16 protein-coding genes and 2 tRNA genes are annotated in these 16,371 nt (G+C 61.7%); 11 read left to right on the top strand and 7 right to left on the bottom strand.

The features are described from left to right. Window positions 1-283 precede the first annotated feature (283 nt). Entirely contained in the window at window positions 284-754 is a 471-nt protein-coding gene (locus HWX48_RS00950; RefSeq protein WP_175953780.1) for a CopG family transcriptional regulator, read from the top strand. A 4-nt stretch (window positions 755-758) separates the two neighbouring features. After that, window positions 759-1,589, top strand: a complete 831-nt coding sequence (locus HWX48_RS00955; protein ID WP_175953782.1) for a zeta toxin family protein — start codon at window positions 759-761, stop codon at window positions 1,587-1,589. Window positions 1,590-1,610: 21 nt separating this feature from the next. On the opposite strand, the gene HWX48_RS00960 is transcribed toward HWX48_RS00955, so the two are convergent. Further along, window positions 1,611-1,684: transfer RNA gene (locus HWX48_RS00960), tRNA-Ile, on the bottom strand. A gap of 135 nt (window positions 1,685-1,819) precedes the next feature. Here HWX48_RS00960 and HWX48_RS00965 point away from each other — a divergent pair. The 3 genes from HWX48_RS00965 to HWX48_RS00975 all read left to right on the top strand — a co-directional run bounded on the left by HWX48_RS00965 (window position 1,820) and on the right by HWX48_RS00975 (window position 6,889). Beyond that, window positions 1,820-2,308: a hypothetical protein gene (locus HWX48_RS00965; protein ID WP_175953784.1), complete on the top strand. Its 489-nt coding sequence runs from the start codon at window positions 1,820-1,822 to the stop codon at window positions 2,306-2,308. Between the two features lie 106 nt (window positions 2,309-2,414). Next, a tRNA-Asn gene (locus tag HWX48_RS00970) sits at window positions 2,415-2,489 on the top strand. A gap of 155 nt (window positions 2,490-2,644) precedes the next feature. Then, window positions 2,645-6,889 (top strand): ZmpA/ZmpB/ZmpC family metallo-endopeptidase, encoded by a 4,245-nt coding sequence (locus HWX48_RS00975; RefSeq protein ID WP_175953786.1) that lies wholly within the window; start codon window positions 2,645-2,647, stop codon window positions 6,887-6,889. 87 nt (window positions 6,890-6,976) lie between these two features. Here HWX48_RS00975 and HWX48_RS00980 read toward each other — a convergent pair whose 3' ends face one another. The 5 genes from HWX48_RS00980 to rpmB form a co-directional block, all read right to left on the bottom strand. Next, complete coding sequence (locus tag HWX48_RS00980) at window positions 6,977-7,099, bottom strand: ribosomal protein bL36 (protein ID WP_124868117.1); 123 nt, start codon at window positions 7,097-7,099, stop codon at window positions 6,977-6,979. A gap of 25 nt (window positions 7,100-7,124) precedes the next feature. After that, entirely contained in the window at window positions 7,125-7,376 is a 252-nt protein-coding gene (locus HWX48_RS00985; protein ID WP_175953788.1) for a type B 50S ribosomal protein L31, read from the bottom strand. Between the two features lie 101 nt (window positions 7,377-7,477). After that, window positions 7,478-7,783, bottom strand: a complete 306-nt coding sequence (gene rpsN / locus HWX48_RS00990) for a 30S ribosomal protein S14 (RefSeq protein WP_175953790.1) — start codon at window positions 7,781-7,783, stop codon at window positions 7,478-7,480. Further along, the gene (rpmG, locus tag HWX48_RS00995) at window positions 7,783-7,953 is read right to left on the bottom strand and encodes a 50S ribosomal protein L33 (RefSeq protein WP_175953792.1); all 171 of its coding nucleotides are present in this window, start codon (window positions 7,951-7,953) and stop codon (window positions 7,783-7,785) included. The genes rpsN and rpmG overlap by 1 nt, the downstream gene beginning before the upstream one ends. Beyond that, complete coding sequence (rpmB, locus tag HWX48_RS01000) at window positions 7,953-8,189, bottom strand: 50S ribosomal protein L28 (RefSeq protein WP_175953794.1); 237 nt, start codon at window positions 8,187-8,189, stop codon at window positions 7,953-7,955. Before rpmB ends, rpmG begins: the two co-directional genes overlap by 1 nt. Window positions 8,190-8,283: 94 nt before the next feature. On the opposite strand from rpmB, the gene HWX48_RS01005 reads away from it, so the two are divergent. After that, window positions 8,284-9,327, top strand: coding sequence for a GTP-binding protein (locus HWX48_RS01005; RefSeq protein ID WP_175953796.1), 1,044 nt, complete (start codon window positions 8,284-8,286; stop codon window positions 9,325-9,327). A 55-nt stretch (window positions 9,328-9,382) separates the two neighbouring features. On the opposite strand, the gene HWX48_RS01010 is transcribed toward HWX48_RS01005, so the two are convergent. Next, window positions 9,383-10,519 (bottom strand): hypothetical protein, encoded by a 1,137-nt coding sequence (locus HWX48_RS01010; protein ID WP_175953798.1) that lies wholly within the window; start codon window positions 10,517-10,519, stop codon window positions 9,383-9,385. A 77-nt stretch (window positions 10,520-10,596) separates the two neighbouring features. On the opposite strand from HWX48_RS01010, the gene rimP reads away from it, so the two are divergent. The 5 genes from rimP to rbfA all read left to right on the top strand — a co-directional run bounded on the left by rimP (window position 10,597) and on the right by rbfA (window position 16,243). Continuing rightward, complete coding sequence (gene rimP, locus HWX48_RS01015) at window positions 10,597-11,067, top strand: ribosome maturation factor RimP (protein WP_175953800.1); 471 nt, start codon at window positions 10,597-10,599, stop codon at window positions 11,065-11,067. 7 nt (window positions 11,068-11,074) lie between these two features. Further along, the gene (gene nusA / locus HWX48_RS01020) at window positions 11,075-12,136 is read left to right on the top strand and encodes a transcription termination factor NusA (RefSeq protein ID WP_175953802.1); all 1,062 of its coding nucleotides are present in this window, start codon (window positions 11,075-11,077) and stop codon (window positions 12,134-12,136) included. 96 nt (window positions 12,137-12,232) lie between these two features. Then, entirely contained in the window at window positions 12,233-12,526 is a 294-nt protein-coding gene (locus HWX48_RS01025; protein WP_368483974.1) for a YlxR family protein, read from the top strand. Window positions 12,527-12,638: 112 nt separating this feature from the next. Next, complete coding sequence (gene infB, locus HWX48_RS01030) at window positions 12,639-15,494, top strand: translation initiation factor IF-2 (protein WP_175953806.1); 2,856 nt, start codon at window positions 12,639-12,641, stop codon at window positions 15,492-15,494. A 176-nt stretch (window positions 15,495-15,670) separates the two neighbouring features. Next, window positions 15,671-16,243 carry a 30S ribosome-binding factor RbfA gene (gene rbfA / locus HWX48_RS01035; protein WP_175953808.1) on the top strand — a complete coding sequence of 191 codons (573 nt, stop codon included), beginning with the start codon at window positions 15,671-15,673 and terminating at the stop codon, window positions 16,241-16,243. Window positions 16,244-16,371 lie beyond the last annotated feature (128 nt).

A 16,371-nucleotide genomic window follows, 5' to 3' on the forward strand; every position in this document is an offset into this window, starting at 1 on the left:
CTGCTGACCTGCGGGCGCAGTTGCAGCGCCTTTCGCCTGAGGATGAGGGCTATGACGGGGTATTCCGTCAGCTCATGGTTATTGAGCAGCGCCGCCAGCGGTATTCGGGCTACGAGCGGGGCTGAGCGGGTAAGCGTGTGGGCAGGCATTGCGCTCGCGAGTCTGGAAGTTGCCTTGTAAAGACCTGGAATTGGCGTGTTTTGGGAGCTGCGGCACGCAGGCCTGCATTTGTGTACTACACTAATGACTCTGAATCGAAGAGAAGAGTGTGAGAGGAAAACAGATGTCGACGGCATCAGTCAAGAATCGTGGGCGCAAGCGCCTAGGGATTAAAGGAAGCGGCGCATCGCCCAAACGGCAGGTTCGACTGAGTGAAGAGATCAATGATCGTTTGGATGAAGAGGCCCGTCGGCAGGGAGTGACTGCCAGTGAGGTGATCCGTGAGGCGATCGATGCGAAACTGCGTGAGCTCGATGCTGTGCAAGAAGGGGAGGAGGTGTATTTCGCCCAAGATGGCGTGACCGTCTACGATGTCATGCTTGAAACAATGTATGCATTAGATGCCGTATTTACCCAGCTGTCATATGAAGCCCCTAATGAGGAGCAGCGAGAGTATTGGACTAATCGTTCGGTGCAGCTTATGGCAGAGAAGGACAGTGTTGGTCTTGATGACATCAGAGCAATGCGTGAATGCATGAAGCGCTGGGACCAAATTCGAACAGATATCGAATATGCGAAGGCGCTGATACTCTAGCCTAGTGAGTCGAGGCGTTATTGATCAAGCATTCTCTCGTCTGTATCAGACGAAGCTGCATTCTCTCAATAGTCAGGATAATCCTGTCATAGTGAGCGTTGGTGGACAGCCTGGAGCTGGGAAATCTCGGACGTTGACGAGAATGAAACGCGAGTATCAATCACGAGTGCCCCTCTTTGAAATAAACGGCGATTCGCTACGGATGTTCCACCCTGACTATCACTGGCTCATCAACGATCCTGACCCTGAAGTATATCCGCGTGAGACCGCAGAACTTTCGGCGGCTCTGGTTGAGCGTTCTTTGGACTGGGCGTGTGCGCATAGGGTGAGCGTTATTGTTGAAGGGACGATGCGGCGGCCTGAGGTTACTGTGGGAACGCTATCGACTTTTGCTTCTCATGGCTTTTCCACTCATTTGGTTGTCCTCGCTGTGCCGAGAGCTTTTTCATGGCAAGGATGTGTGATGCGATATATTGGCGCTCTTCACGAAAAGAAGCCCGCACGCTGGGCTCCTCTTGAAGCTCATGATGCCGCGTGGAGAGGAATTCCTCTGACAATTTCAGAAGCGATTGTCAGTGGGGAGATCGATAGACTAACAGTGATTCTTCGATCCGGGAGAGTCCTGTACGATGCGTATTCGGGGGAGGAACCTTTTTCTAAAGAGGAAGTGCTCGCAGCACTTGAAGTGGGGCAAAAATATGGGACTGCTAGCGAAATGGCTGTCTGGAGAGCTAATCAGAGGCGTATTCAGGCAGTAGCGCCTCTCCTGAATGAGAATATTAGGCAGGAAGCGTCCTTTGTCTTTGAAGTTCCAGAAGTTCGGCAGTGGCGGTGATAAGGCCTGAATGTCGTACGGTGCCCCCAGCGGGGCTCGAACCCGCGACCCACGGATTATGAGTCCGCTGCTCTAACCGACTGAGCTATGAGGGCCCTTCTAGGGTACAGGGTGCAGGCCGGGATATTGAAAACGTGTGAAGCTGTGTCTTTGGGGTGGGGCGTAGTGGACTTGCCCGCTATGCACGTCGTTTTCAAGGACTTCTCAGTATTTGAAGGTACTCTAATGGCATGAGTCCCTTATCTGCACCAACACCTGTTTCTCGACATCTGCCTTCCTTTGATCGTTCAGCTCCGGCAGCTGAAGTTGAGTGCGATCAGTGGGTGGTGGCTGGTCGGCACGCGTTGATTCTCGCCTCAGAGCAGGGCGTGAGGGATTCAGGTATGTGGTACGAGGTTCAATCCGCCCGTTGGAATGGTGAGGATCGCAGCTTGCGGATTGCGTGGGTTGACCCGCAACGGGCAGCGTGGAAGCTCCACACGGTCACAGAAGATCCCGCCGATTTCATGCGGGCAATGACCGAGGCTGTCGATCACTCAATGGTGATGCATAAGCAGATCGTCGTAGAGAACGGTACGAAGGTGGTTGCGCAGATCCGCCGCCGTGAAGATGGTCACCTTTTCTCGATTTTGACGGCAGATGGCCCCCTGAGTCGCGAGGGTCAGGCTCAAGCTGACGCCCTCGAACGACGTCTTCGAGAAGGGGTTGGCCTCGACTAGAACGCCAGTAAATGGCCTGATTGCAGGGAAAAACCTTCGGTGAGGCGAGCGCCACATTTATGGATTTGCGTTGCCTCCCAAAAACTCGCTATATTCATTCCTGCAATCCTGCGTAGCTCAATGGCAGAGCATCCGACTGTTAATCGGACGGTTGTTGGTTCGAGTCCAACCGCAGGAGCCACAAAAACCCCGGCCAGACGGCCGGGGTTTTACTTTTCCTTCGATGTCCCGCTCTGAAACCCCGCAGAATGTGAAAAATCAGTGTAAAAAAGCTGAGAAAACGTTGGTAGGATCTGGGTGTTCCATCATCTTTTTCCTTCCGTTCCGGAGGTTCGTGTGAGTTCATCCTCGCAAGAGGTAAGGCTAACCACCCGGTCAGCCCCCTCGCTTCGCCGCATGATGCGCCTCATCGCCATCCCCTTAATCTCTGCCATTCTCGTGACCATGGCAGTCATTACGCCCGCATCCCCGGCCCACGCCTCAAACACGCCAGGCCCGCAAGCTCAAAGCCTGTGGCAGCAGGTCAGGAGCGAGTACACAAGCGCGAGCTACCGTGAAGCAATCGACACGATGTCGGTCTACATCGGCAACAGTGCTCGAACAGAACTCATCGCACTCCTCAAAGCCGAAGGCATCACCTCTCCCACCGAAGAGCAGATCCGCACAAAAGCTCAGGAACGATTCGCAGCAGAGCTTGGACTCCAGCGAGCATTCGACGCGCTCAACGGGCAACTCGACACCCTCATGCCTCGGATCATCCAAGCATCCGAACCCGGACGGGTGTCCGCCGCCGACCTGCGCCGTGACAAGCTCCCTATCCTTCTCGGCTTGGCCTACCTCACCCACTACTACGGCTTCGAGGTCAAGGGCGAGCGCGTCTATGACCTTCTCATCGACAAAGCGCCCGAATTCGATTTCCGCTGGAAAAAGATCCTCGCTCTGCTCGCAGCGATCGGCCGGGGCGGCCAAACCGGACTCATGGCAACCCGCACCGAGGAAACCTACACTCGCCACCTCAGCCCCATTACCGGGCAGGCAAATATCACCGAGCTCATCACCCACCTGCTCACCTCCCGAGGTGACACCAGGACACCCGATGAATGGCTCCGGAACCAGACACCAGCAGTGATCGAAGAAGTCGGCTCCACCTCACTGTTCTCCAAGTTCGCCAACCGCAGCCAACCCTTCAATCTGCTGAGGAACTATCTCCTGCCGCTCATGGCCATTGAATCCGGCAGTGTCTACGTGGCAAGCACGGAGCAGACCGTACAATTTGGTCTGACCAGCACCTATGGCGGCGCCGACAACCCGCGCCTACGCCCCTTGATTCGACAAACCTTGGCCGAGCAACAAGCCTTTTGGGATTTCTGGTCGCGCATGTCGCAGACCTTCGACCAGGTCGACAAGCAAGGACGCGGTCACGTCGTCGTCCTCGACACCATGAAACGCGGCGAAGAAACCGGAAACACTCCGCGTGAACGCTGGTCGCCTCGCTATGGCGATGCGGCAGACCCGGGTGTGCGTGACTTCTTCTCGCCCCTGTATCTGTACACGGACTACAAGAACTTCCAAGCTCACGCGACCGGCAAGACCGGCATGCGTTTCTACTCCCAAGATGCTCTGGGCCAGCCGGGCGTGAACACCTACACCCACGAACTGACCCACATCTACGACGAGACCATCTGGTTTAACGGACATGGGCGTCGCCCGAGCACCGGCCCGGAGGACTTCGCCCGAGGCCTGTACGAGACGGAGAATAACACTCCCGGCGCGAAGGAAGGTTACTACACCCCCTACTTCAGCCTGAATACCGCCTATGAGCTGGGCGAAGGTCGCCTGCAGAACGCCTCACCGACACGCTTCCAGCAGCCCGGTGACGTGAAGGATTACATGAGTGGCCTCATGGACGTGCTGTATTCCCTGGACGCCATGGAGGCTCGCAGCATCCTCAAGCAGGCGCCAGACAAGCGCGCGATTGCGCTGAACAAGGTCAGTCTTGAGCCTGACAACAGGCACCCTGGTGCTTCCTTCGATACCTTCTCGCGGATCAGCATTGACGAGGCAACCGCCCTGAAGAGCCTTGAGGACATGATTGACCTTGGCGCGGTATCGGGCCGTCTGCTGCCCAAGGGGCGCGCCAGCTCAACGGTGTCGGTGGGCCGGAACGATTACGTGATCGTCCCCCTCTTTGAGCCCATTTATGCTGGCATGCAAAATGATGGCGGCAATGTGGGCGGTGTCCTCTTGCGTCGCTACGCCCATGAGCTTCTCGCCGAATACGGTTGGGAGAAGGGCCTGATCGCCTATGTCTCCAATCAATACCCCAATGACGGCACTGCCTTGACGGCGATCCTGAGCGATCACGGTGGCTCTATGGCCGCCTTCAAGAAGGCCATGTTTGAGCGCCGCGTGAACAAGCTCGAGCAGTTGGCGCCCATCCCTGGTTTCGCTAATGCGCAGGCCATGCAAGAGGCGATGGACAGGGCTGTTGCTGATGACATTGCGCAGATGGAGGGCAATATCGCCCACCCGCGTCCTCACACCGCATTCGCCGCTGACGTGCTGGCGACGCGCGCCCTCAAGCAGCGCATCCTCCAGGCATACATTGCTCAGACCCAGGATTTTAGGACGTCGATCTACTCTGATCGCATGGTCTGGGTCGCTCCGATCGCAGGTACCCTCACCTTGCGCGAGGGGACGCACTCTCGTCCCTTTAGCGGTGAGGACTTCAGCGTGCAGGTCACGCCGCGCCCCGATAACGCCGAGGGCGCATATTCGGGCATTCCCGAGGCCCTCGTCAAGGTCAGCGAGGACGGGCGCTTCGATCTGGGTTCGTGGACCTTCACGCGCCCTGGGACCTACGAATTCACGGTCACGCAGGTGCCGGGTGGCCGCGGCGATGTCACCCACGATCCTGAACCTGTCACGGTCGTTGTCACCGTAGCCGCTCCGGCTGCTGACGTTGCACTGCCACCTGCCGAGAACGGTGTGGTGCGCCTGACGCCGACCGTCTCCTTCCGTAAGGCGAAGGCCGAGGCCGCCGCCCTCACTTTCGCTAATGCGATCAAGGAACGTCGCGCTCAGGTGAGGCCGGAGGTTTCGGTGAGCTACCGGAACGAGGCAGGCGCTGCCCTGCCGACGGACGCTCAGGGCTTTGCCTTCACCGTCGAGTCTGATCCGGCCAATGATGCTACCGGCCATAGCCTCGTGTCGGCCGAGCCGATCCTTTTCGTGCAGGGCCGCGCACAGCTTCCGGCGATCTCTTTCACGAAGCCGGGCACCTACCTGTTCCGTTACCGTCAGGTCGTGGGCGAGCAGGCCGGTGTCACCTATGATGCGACCCCTATCGTCCAACGACTGGTGGTTACTCCGTCGGATGCGGATCCGACAGCGTTCGTCGTGACCAGTACTCTCACTCGTCAGGACGTGCCGGTGGAGCGGATCGAGTTCGATAATCGCTACACCGCTCCTGCTCCGCCGCCGCATGTGCCCGTTGAGGGTGAGGATCGCCAGACGGTTGAGGTGGCGATCCCGATTGAGGATGAGTTTATTGACGATCCAGAGATGTTCGTCAACACCACGAAGGAGGTCTTCGCTGGTGTGGAGGGGCGCAAGAGCGTGACCACTATTCAGCCCACGCGCGATGGTGTGCCCTATGGTGAGGCTCGCGTCACTGAAACGGTGACGACCCCCATGCAGAAGCGTCAGATTAAGCGGGGTGTGAAGCCGATTCCGGTTGCCGGTGAGCAACGCTCGGTTCGTACTGAGAAGATCCCGGTAGTCGATGAGGTGATCCTCGATCCGACCTTGCCCGTTGGCGTGGAAGAAGTGATTCGCGAGGGCGTGGCCGGCGAGGTGCGTATCACCATCATTCAGCCCACGCTTGACGGCCGACCCGTGGGTGTGGCTCGCGAGAAACGTGAAGAGGTGCGCGCGATGCTTACCCGCCAGGTTAAGCGCGGCACGAAGGTTGTGCCGGTGCCTGGTGTGACGGATCCGGTTGATCCGGCGGCGCCCGATTCGCCGGCGAAACCTGAACCTCCGGCGAAACCTGAACCTCCGGCGACACCTGAGCCTCCCGCTGCACCTGGGGGCTCTGAGGAGCATAGCCCTGCCCTGAAGCTGTCGGAGAAAGCTCTTCCTGCGGGCGCGCAGTTTGAGGCCGTCGGCGCGGGCTTCCTGCCGGGAGAGACCGTTTCCTTGTTCCTCCATTCGACCCCGATCCATCTCATGGATGTTCAAGCAGATGCGTCGGGAGCGTTCCGTGTCCTTCTGACGCTGCCTGCTGGCGCGAGTGCGGGTGCGCATCATGTTCACGCGGTGGGGAAGACAAGTAGCCGCGTGGTTGAGACCCCGGTGACAGTCAAGGAAAGCTCGCCTGCAAAGGATGTTCCTGCGCGGCCTTCCGAGGCCGGTCAGGAGAAGGAGAGCGTTACGGCCGCAGGTACGGTGGTTCCCCATCGGAATACTGTTTCGGCGAAGGGCTTGGCTTCCACGGGTGCCTCTACGTTCGCTGTGGTTGCTTGTGCGGCTCTGCTGCTTGGGGTGGGCTCGACCCTGAGGACTCGGCGACGTTCCTGAGCGTTTGCTCAAGGGATTGCTGATAGACGCACTGAGTGCCTCGACCCAATTGGGTCGAGGCACTCAGTGCGTCCGGCCAGCTGTGTGTTAGCCCTGGCGCGCCTTGAGGCGCGGGTTTTTCTTGTTGATGACGTAGGTGTGGCCGCGTCGGCGCACGACCATTGACCCTGGCTGCTTGGCCAGGGAGCGGATGGATGCTCGAACCTTCATGGTGGTGTCCTTCGTGTCGGAATGGTCAGTTCTGGCGCTGTCCGTAGCGGGCGTAGAACTTCTCCACGCGGCCTTCGGTGTCGATGAGGCGCTGGCGTCCCGTCCAGAAGGGGTGGGAGGCGGAGGAGATTTCAATATCGACAACGGGGTAGGTGTTGCCGTCTTCCCATTCAATGCTCTGATCGGAGGTCATCGTTGAGCGCGTGAGGAACTGGAAGTTCGCTTGGCGGTCGCGAAAGACGATGGGGTGGTAGTCGGGGTGGATATCGGGTTTCATCGTGTTCTTTCAGGTCTGAGGTGTGCGCTTCTCTGTCGTATGACGAGGTTGACGCCTCGCCCTCGTGATGCGTGAAGGGGGACGTCGGGGGAGGGGAGGGCTTACCAGGAGGACTTGGTGACGCCGGGCAGCTCGCCACGCAGGGCGGCCTCGCGGAACTGGACGCGCGAGAGGCCGAACTTGCGTAGGAACCCGCGGGGGCGTCCGTCGCTGGAGCCTCGGTTGCGCAGGCGGGTGGGGGAGGCGTCGCGAGGCAGGGCGTGCAGGGCAGTCATGGCGGCTGCGCGTTCCTCGGCGGACAGGTGAGGGTTGATGCTGTCTCGCTTGAGTTGGGAGCGACGCAGGGCGTAGCGTTCGACGACGGCTGCGCGTTGCTCATTGCGGGCGATCTTGGATTTCTTTGCCATTAGCGGGTCTCCACGAATTCAATGTGCCGACGGACAATGGGGTCATATTTGCGGATGCGCATACGGTCAGGGGTGGTGCGTCGGTTCTTGCGGGTGACGTAGCGGTATCTGGTGCCTGCCGTGGATTCCAGGGTGATGATGGGGCGCAGGGCGGTTGTTTTTTGTGCCATTAGAAGCGTTCTCCTCGTGCGCGCATTTGGGCGACGACGGCTTCGATGCCCTGCTTGTCGATGGTTTTAATGCCGCGGGTGCTGACGGTGATGGTGATGTGGCGGCCCAGCGAGGGCACCCAGTAGCGCTTGCGTTGGACGTTGACGTCCCAGCGGCGGCGGGTGCGCCGGTGGGAGTGGGAGACGTTGTTGCCAAAGGAGGGCTGTGCTCCTGTGACTTGGCAGTAGTTGCTCATAGTGGCCTTTCTGACGTTGGCGTTTTCGCCCTACCTCTGTTTTACTAATGATAATCATTATCATCAAGTCAGGAAAGTGAGAGGTTGACCGCATATGCACCTCAGCGTCCTCACCAGCCTTCACCCCCTCATGCGCGACATCACCGCCCTTACCCTCCACGGCGCCTGCCACACGCTCAGCGTCGAACTCACCGCTCATAGCGTCATCCTCACCCTCACCACCCCCGAGGGAGACTCCGGCAGCGAAGAAATCCCCCTCGCCCACCCCTGCGTCACCTGCTCCATGCGCGAAGGCATCCTGCCCGCCATCATCGAACTCGCAGACCTCGGCTGCGAACGCCTCCTCCTCGCCCTCCCCGCAGCCATCGAAGCACTCAGCCTCGTCCCCACACTCGCCGACATCATCGACTCTGAAGAACTCCCCATCAGCCTGCGCGCCGTCGCGCACAGCGTCGACGTCACCACCGCCTGCGAAGACCTCCTCTCCCACACCCTCCTGCACGACAAGGGTCTAGCCGTCATTGACGAGGACGAACGCTGCGCCGGGGAAGTCCTCATGGTCTCCCTCGGCTACGCCGACATCATCATCGCCCTGGGAGAGGACCCCGCAGGCTCCGACCTCGTCGAACACCTACGCCCCCTCGACACCCTCCGCATCAACACCCTCGAAGAACTCACCGCAGAACTCCTCTTCGAACACCGCCACGACGCCAACGACGCCATCGGACGCATCCACCCCACCAGCACCCAAGCATGGGGAGGACCCACCGACAACGGCGTATGGACCCTCGACCTCCACTCCGAACGGCCCTTCCACCCCGAACGCCTCGCCCAATGGGCCAAAGAACTCAGCGCCGCCGACATCTGCGCACGCGGCTGCTTCTGGCTGCCCTCACGACCCCGCCAAATCTGCACCTGGGAAGCCAACGGGCCCTCAGCCTCGGTCGGACAAGCAGGCATATGGACCGAAGATCCCTTCACCCACCTGATCCTCACCGGAAACGCAAGCCCCGAACGCCAAGAAGAAATCGCCCAAACCTTCCAGCGCATCCTCATGACCGAAGAAGAAATGGCCACCGCCCTCGACTGGGTAGGGGCCGCCGACGGCCTCGACACGTGGTTCCCCGCCGACGACTAAAACCCGCCGCGCACGAGCTCAGGCACGCCCAAGCATTCGCACCACAGGAGCGCACCTAGCGGGCAAGCAAGGCCGCCACGTCGGCAGAAGAGAGAACGGAGCGCCACTGCTGCACATCAGCAAGCAAGAGCTCCACACCAAGAGCGCTCACATACTCCGAAGACGACAAGGCCAGAGCAATATCAGCAGCAACGACCTGCTGAGCCAGAGATGAAGCGTTCGACGCCTCCAGTTCGCAGCGCAGCTGGCGCTCATCAGTAGCGCCCTTGCTCAGCAGCTCCGTCGAACGCGTGAGCAGAGCATCAGCATAGAGCTCTGCATCACCCACCGGAGCAACAGCAATATCCATGTGGGGAAGGGTTTGAGCAACGCAATCCCAGGTCCGAACAGCCGCAGTTGCCTCAGGGGAAGCAGCCAGAGCCTCGCGCAGGGATTCACTGAAGCTCTCCTGGGCTTGCAAATCTGCCCACTCCGAAGACAAATCCTCAGCAGACAGCGCCCAGGCGGTAGCTGGGGCACTGGAGGGGTGGGCCTTGAGTTGAGCTGCACGCTCAATGAGGGTGCCCAACTGGGCGGGAGAATCCTCAAGATCAACCCCATAGGCCTGAGCAAGCGCCCACGCATCCATTGCGCGACCAGCAGCAAGAGTCACCACCGGAACCGCCTGCTCCTTCGTGACAGCCTCAGGGGAGGTGCGGTGAGCGGCCAGCACACTCGTCATATCGTGGCGGGCAGTCGCCTCCAGCCACTGCGCGAAAGCCGCAGGGGACAGAGGCGCCTCAGCGACCGGGGTCGGCATCTCAACGAGTGACTGGGGTGTGTCAGCAGGCCAGGGCTCCCACAATCCACCAATCGTCTCCAGACGAGCCTGCGCCCCCTCAACCAGGGCTGAACTAGCGCTCTGGCAATCTCCGCACGCACTCGCCTTGGAGGAAAGCTGGGTGGCGCGCTCCACACTGGCGGCCTCGTGACGGGCCACCTGGTCGCGAAGGGCAGCGGCCTCGTTCATCTCGGGCAGGGGAGTGATCGTGGGAACGAGGGTGGCGCAGGCGCCCAGGGACGCTGCGCAGAGCACGGCAAGCGCCGCCCGCCCCAAGGAGCGTCCGAGCTGTGCCGACGAGGGCGCCGCAAACGCGCCAGAGGATGACAGGGGACGATTCGCTGCTGGGGAAGGGGATGCTGAGACACTCACCCGTCGATCATCCCACGCTCAACGCGAGTACCATGGGAGGTTAGCGTGTGTCGCCAACGAACAATGAGGAGCATCCCATGGCTCACAGCCACAATTCTGAACGACTCGAAGCCCTTCTTGCCGGGGTCGTGGCAGAAAACGGGCTCGAACTTGACGCTGTCATCGAAGCCAAGCAGGGGACGATGGCCCTCGTTCGCGTCATCGTTGATGCCCCCGAAGGGCAAACAGGAGTGGACTCCGACCGCCTCGCCGAGGTCTCCCGCGCCGTATCGAAGGCCATGGATGTGGCAGATCCCATTGACGGTGAATATCTGCTGGAAGTCTCCACCCCCGGCGCAGAACGCGAACTGACCCAACCACGCCACTGGCGCAAGCAGATTGGCCGCCTCATCCGCGCCAAGATGCGCGACGGCTCCACCCTTCAAGGGCGTCTACTTGAGGCCGATGAGGAACACGCGACACTTGATGTTGACGGCGTTTCGACTACTATTTCCTACGCAAACGTGAAGAAGGCGCGCCCGCGCGTCGAATTGAACTCGGAGGAGTGAGGCGACCGTGGAAATCGATATGACAGCACTGCGCATGGTCGAGCAGGAAAAGGGCGTGTCCCTGGAAACCCTGGTCGACGCCATTGAAGAAGCGCTGCTCAAGGCCTATCACAATATCCCTGGCGCCATCAGCCAGGCCCGCATCGAAATCGACAAGCGCACCGGCCGCGTCACCGTCATGGCCACCGAAGAAGACGATGACGGTAATCCCATCGGCGAATTCGATGACACCCCCCGCAACTTTGGCCGCATCGCCCAGGCCACCGCGCGCTCGGTCATTATGCAGCGCCTGCGTGACGCTGACGACGCCCGCGTGCTCGGCTCCTTCGCCGACCGCACCGGCCAGATCGTCACCGGCGTCGTCCAACAAAGCCGCGCTGGCGGCCTGACCATGGTCAAACTCTCCGAGGACGTCGAGGGCGTGCTGCCCGACCAAGAAAAGGTCCCCGGCGAAACCTACCGCCATGGCGACCGCATCCGCGCCTTCGTCGTCTCCGTTGAACGCACCGACCGCGGCGCCCGCATCACCCTCTCGCGCACGCACCCGGGCCTTGTCCTTGGCCTCTTCCAGCGTGAAGTGCCCGAAATTCAAGAAGGCCTCGTCACCATTAAGGCCATCGCCCGCGAGGCCGGACACCGCACGAAGATCGCCGTCGCCGCACAGCGTGAGGGCGTCAACGCCAAGGGTGCCTGCATTGGCCCCATGGGCGCTCGCGTGCGCACTGTCATGAACGAACTCGGTGGCGAAAAGATCGACATCGTCGACTGGTCCGCTGACCCAGCACGTTTCGTCGCCAACTCCCTCTCGCCCGCCCGCGTGACCCGCGTGGTTGTTCACTCCGTGGAAAATCAGACGGCCACAGCAATCGTGCCCGACTTCCAGCTGTCCCTGGCCATCGGTAAGGAAGGCCAAAACGCCCGCCTTGCCGCCCGCCTGACCGGCTACCACATTGACATCCACTCTGACACGGAAAACGGCGAAGAAATCGCCGCGTCGCGCACCTCAATGCCTGATGACGTGACCAGTCGCTCACAGTCGATGAGTGAGATGCCTGAAGACCTGGGCTAAACTAAGGAAATTGTGTGCCCGCATATTGTGAAGGACCGTTCACAAACATCCGCCCCGCGGACTGCTGCTGAACGAGAGGCTGAGGGTCACCCACCGGTGACACCGCAGCGCACCTGCGCAGGATGTGGGGGCAAAACCTCGCGAAACATGCTGATTCGCGTGGTTGCCGACGCTGACCTCCACCTCGTGGTGGATAGGCAGCGAGCACTACCCGGCCGAGGCGCATGGGTGCACCCCGCACCCGAGTGCGTGGCCGGAGCCAAGCAACGACGGGCACTGCCTCGTCTGCTCAAACTTCCCGTCGGCGCACCAGCGCCCACCGAGGAATTTTGGCACGAGCTCGCCCTCGCGGCACTGTCAGAGGCGCCACCGGCGCCTACGCATGAGTAATGGAAGCGGGTTGGAAGCTGATGGGCACCCGATGAGTACCCAGCGATGAGCTGCCAGCAATATCAGTGACGCGTCTCCTGTTTGGAGGGAGACGCCCCCGAACAGGAGAAAAGTGGCAAAAACGCGTGTCCACGAGCTCGCCAAGGAGCTCGGAATCACCAGCAAGGAACTCCTTGCACACCTCGAACAAGCAGGCGAGTACGTCAAGGCGGCCTCCTCTGCCCTCGAGCCCCCCGTCGAACGAGCAGTGCGCGAACACTACGCCGCGCAGGCCCCCAAGGCTGAAGCAGCCAAGGAAGAAGCAAAGCCCGCTAAGAAGGCCGCTTCCCCCAAGCCTGCTCCCGCCAAGAAGGCTGCAGCACAGGCAGAGCCCACCGAGGCACCCGCCGACAAGAGCAGCGCCGACAAGCCTGCAGACAAGCCCGCTGCCCCGGCACAAGAGGCTCCTGCAGCAGCAGACAAGAAGCCTGCCGCCCCCAAGCCCGCCCCTCGCGCTGCCGCGAAGAAGGCTGAAGCCCCGAGGCTCCCGCCCCCAGCCCCAAGCCTGCCGCAGGCGCGCTCCCGGCCCGGCCGCGCCCCGGCGCACGCCCGCAGGCCCCGCCCAGCCTACGCATCCTCCCAGGGCATGCCTCGCCCCGGCGGTTCCGGCGGTCCTCGCCCCGGCCCCCGTCCCGGTGGCTCCGGTGGCTCCGGTGGCCCGCGCCCAGGCGGCGCTGGCGGTCCTCGCCCCGCTCAGGGTGAGCGTCCTGCACGTCCCGGCGGCTCCGGTGGCGCTCCTCGCCCCGGTGGCGGCCGCTCCGCTGGTCCTCGCCCCAACCCGGGCATGATGCCCGGCCAGGCAAACTTCGCTCGCCCCGGCGGCGATCGTCCCGCACGCCCCGGTGGCGGCGCTGGCGGCGGCCGCGGCCGCGGTGGCGCTCCTCGCCCCGGCGCAGGTGGCCCCAGCGCTACCGCAGGTGCTGGTGGCGGCTTTGGCGCCCCCCGTTCGGGTGGCCCCGGTGGTCCCGGCGGCGGTGCAGGTCGCGGTGGACGCGGCTCCACGCCCGGCGCATTCGGTCGTGGCGGCGGTGGCCGCAGCCAGCGCGGACGCAAGTCGAAGCGCGCGAAGCGTCAAGAGTTCGAGCAGCAGAATGCACCCACCATTGGTGGCGTGTCGATTCCTCGCGGCAACGGCCAGGAAATCCGCATCCGCCAGGGTGCATCCCTTGCTGACCTCGCTGAAAAGATCAACGTCAACCCCGCGGCGCTCGTGACCGTCCTCTTCCACCTGGGCGAAATGGCAACCGCCACCCAGTCCCTGGATCAGGACACCTTCGAAGCACTCGGCGCTGAACTGGGCTACGACGTTAAGGTTGTCTCCCCCGAAGACGAGGACCGCGAACTCCTCGAAACCTTCGACATCAACCTTGAGGCTGAAGAACTCGACGATATCGAGAACATGCAGCCCCGCCCGCCGGTCGTCACCGTCATGGGTCACGTCGACCACGGTAAGACCAAGCTCCTTGACGCGATCCGTCACACCGACGTGGTCGACACTGAGCATGGCGGCATCACCCAGCACATCGGTGCCTACCAGGTCACCGTCAACGTTGAGGGCAAGCCCCGCCCCATCACCTTCATCGATACCCCCGGTCACGAGGCCTTCACCGCTATGCGTGCCCGTGGCGCTAAGGTCACCGACATTGCCATCCTCGTTGTCGCCGCTGATGACGGCGTCATGCCTCAGACCGTGGAAGCAATCAACCACGCTCAAGCGGCCGAGGTGCCCATCGTTGTGGCCGTCAACAAGGTCGATAAGGAAGAAGCCAACCCCGACAAGATCCGCGCACAGCTCACCGAGTACGGCCTCGTGGCCGAAGAATACGGTGGCGACGTCATGTTTGTTGACGTGTCGGCCAAGCAGCGCAAGGGTATCCACGACCTCCTTGAGGCCGTGCTGCTGACCGCTGACGCCTCGCTGGAACTGTCGGCCAACCCCGATACTGACGCCCGTGGTGTGGCCATTGAAGCCAACCTCGACAAGGGCCGCGGCGCTGTGGCAACCATGCTCGTGCAGCGCGGTACCCTCAGCGTTGGTGACGCCATCGTCGTGGGTTCCTCCTACGGCCGTGTCCGCGCCATGTTTGATGACGACGGGAAGTCGGTTGAGCAGGCTGGCCCCTCCTGCCCCGTGCAGGTGCTCGGCCTGACCTCCGTGCCCCGCGCAGGCGACTCCTTCCTGGTTGCCCCCGATGACCGCACCGCGCGCCAGATCGCTGACAAGCGTGAAGCCGCCGAGCGTCAGGCTCTGCTGGCCAAGCGTCGCAAGCGCGTCTCCCTCGAGGACTTCGATAAGGTCCTCAAGGAAGGCGAGGTTGATACCCTCAACCTCATCATCAAGGGTGACGTTTCCGGTGCTGTGGAAGCCCTGGAAGACTCCCTGCTGCGCATCGAGGTTGGCGACGAGGTCGCACTGCGTATCATCCACCGCGGTGTGGGTGCCATTACGCAAAACGACGTCAACCTGGCAACCGTCGACAACGCCGTGATCATCGCCTTCAACGTCCGCCCGGCCGAGCGCGTTCAAGAACTCGCCGACGCCGAGGGCGTGGAGATCAAGTACTACAACGTCATCTACTCCGCTCTGGACGACGTGGAAGCCGCGATGAAGGGCATGCTCAAGCCGATCTACGAAGAGGTCGCACTGGGCAGCGCCGAGATTCGTCAGGTCTTCCGCTCCGGCAAGTTCGGCAACATCGCGGGCTCTATCGTTCGCTCGGGCACCATCAAGCGCGGCACCAAGGCCCGCCTGGTGCGCGACGGCGTTGTGGTGGCAGAGAACCTCTCTATCGAGTCCCTGCGCCGCGAGAAGGACGACGTCACCGAGGTCCGCGAGGGCTACGAGTGCGGTATCACCCTGGGCTACAAGGACATCGCCGAAGGCGATGTCATTGAGACCTGGGAGATGCGCGAAAAGGCTCGCGACTGATCGGTCGCTATCGGCTGATCGCCAGTGGTGTCCGCCGGTGGGCGGATGACACTGAGCGTCCCTAGCACATGGTGCCCCGCCAACCCAGTTTTCCGGGCTGGCGGGGCACCGCACCACTTAAAACACCGCAGATAGTTGAGACACCTTCTGGGGTGTTGACAAGGAAGGAGGCACTCGTGGCTGACGAATCGCGCGTGCGCAAGGTTCAAGATCGTATTCACCAGACCGTGGCCGGTATGCTGGGCCGCCGCATTAAAGACCCTCGCCTGGGTTTTGTCACTATTACTGACGTGCGCGTCACCGGTGACCTCCAGCACGCCTCGATCTTCTACACCGTCTTCGGTGATGAGGAGGAACGCAAGGGCACGGCTCGTGCGTTCGAATCCGCCAAGGGCATTATCCGCTCTGAGGTGGGCAAGGCCCTGGGTATCCGCCTGACCCCCACCCTGGAGTTCATCCTCGACGCCCTGCCTGAAACTGCCGCCTCCCTGGAGGATGTGCTGACGGCTGCCCGCCTGAAGGACGCTCAGATCGCTGAGCTGGCTGAAGGCGCGTCCTACGCCGGTGAGGAGGACCCCTACCGTCATCCCGAAGAGGATGAGGACTGGGATGAAGACGAGTGGGATGACGAGGACGAAGAGTGGGACGAGGACGAGGCTGCTGAGGAAGACGGCCTCGAAGAGGACGTTGACACTGACGACAGTGATGATGATTCTCAGGATGCCGAATCGGACGAGGATCTCGACTGAGGGGTGGCCTCGGCAAGCGGCGCTGATCTCAGCAAGCGGCGCCGGCCTCGACGGACGCCACTGACCTCAGCAAGCGGCGCCGACCTCGACGGACGTCACTGATCTCAACAAGCGGCGCCGGCCTCGGC

It is taken from the genome of Schaalia sp. Marseille-Q2122, assembly GCF_903645355.1.
GTDB lineage: Bacteria > Actinomycetota > Actinomycetes > Actinomycetales > Actinomycetaceae > Pauljensenia.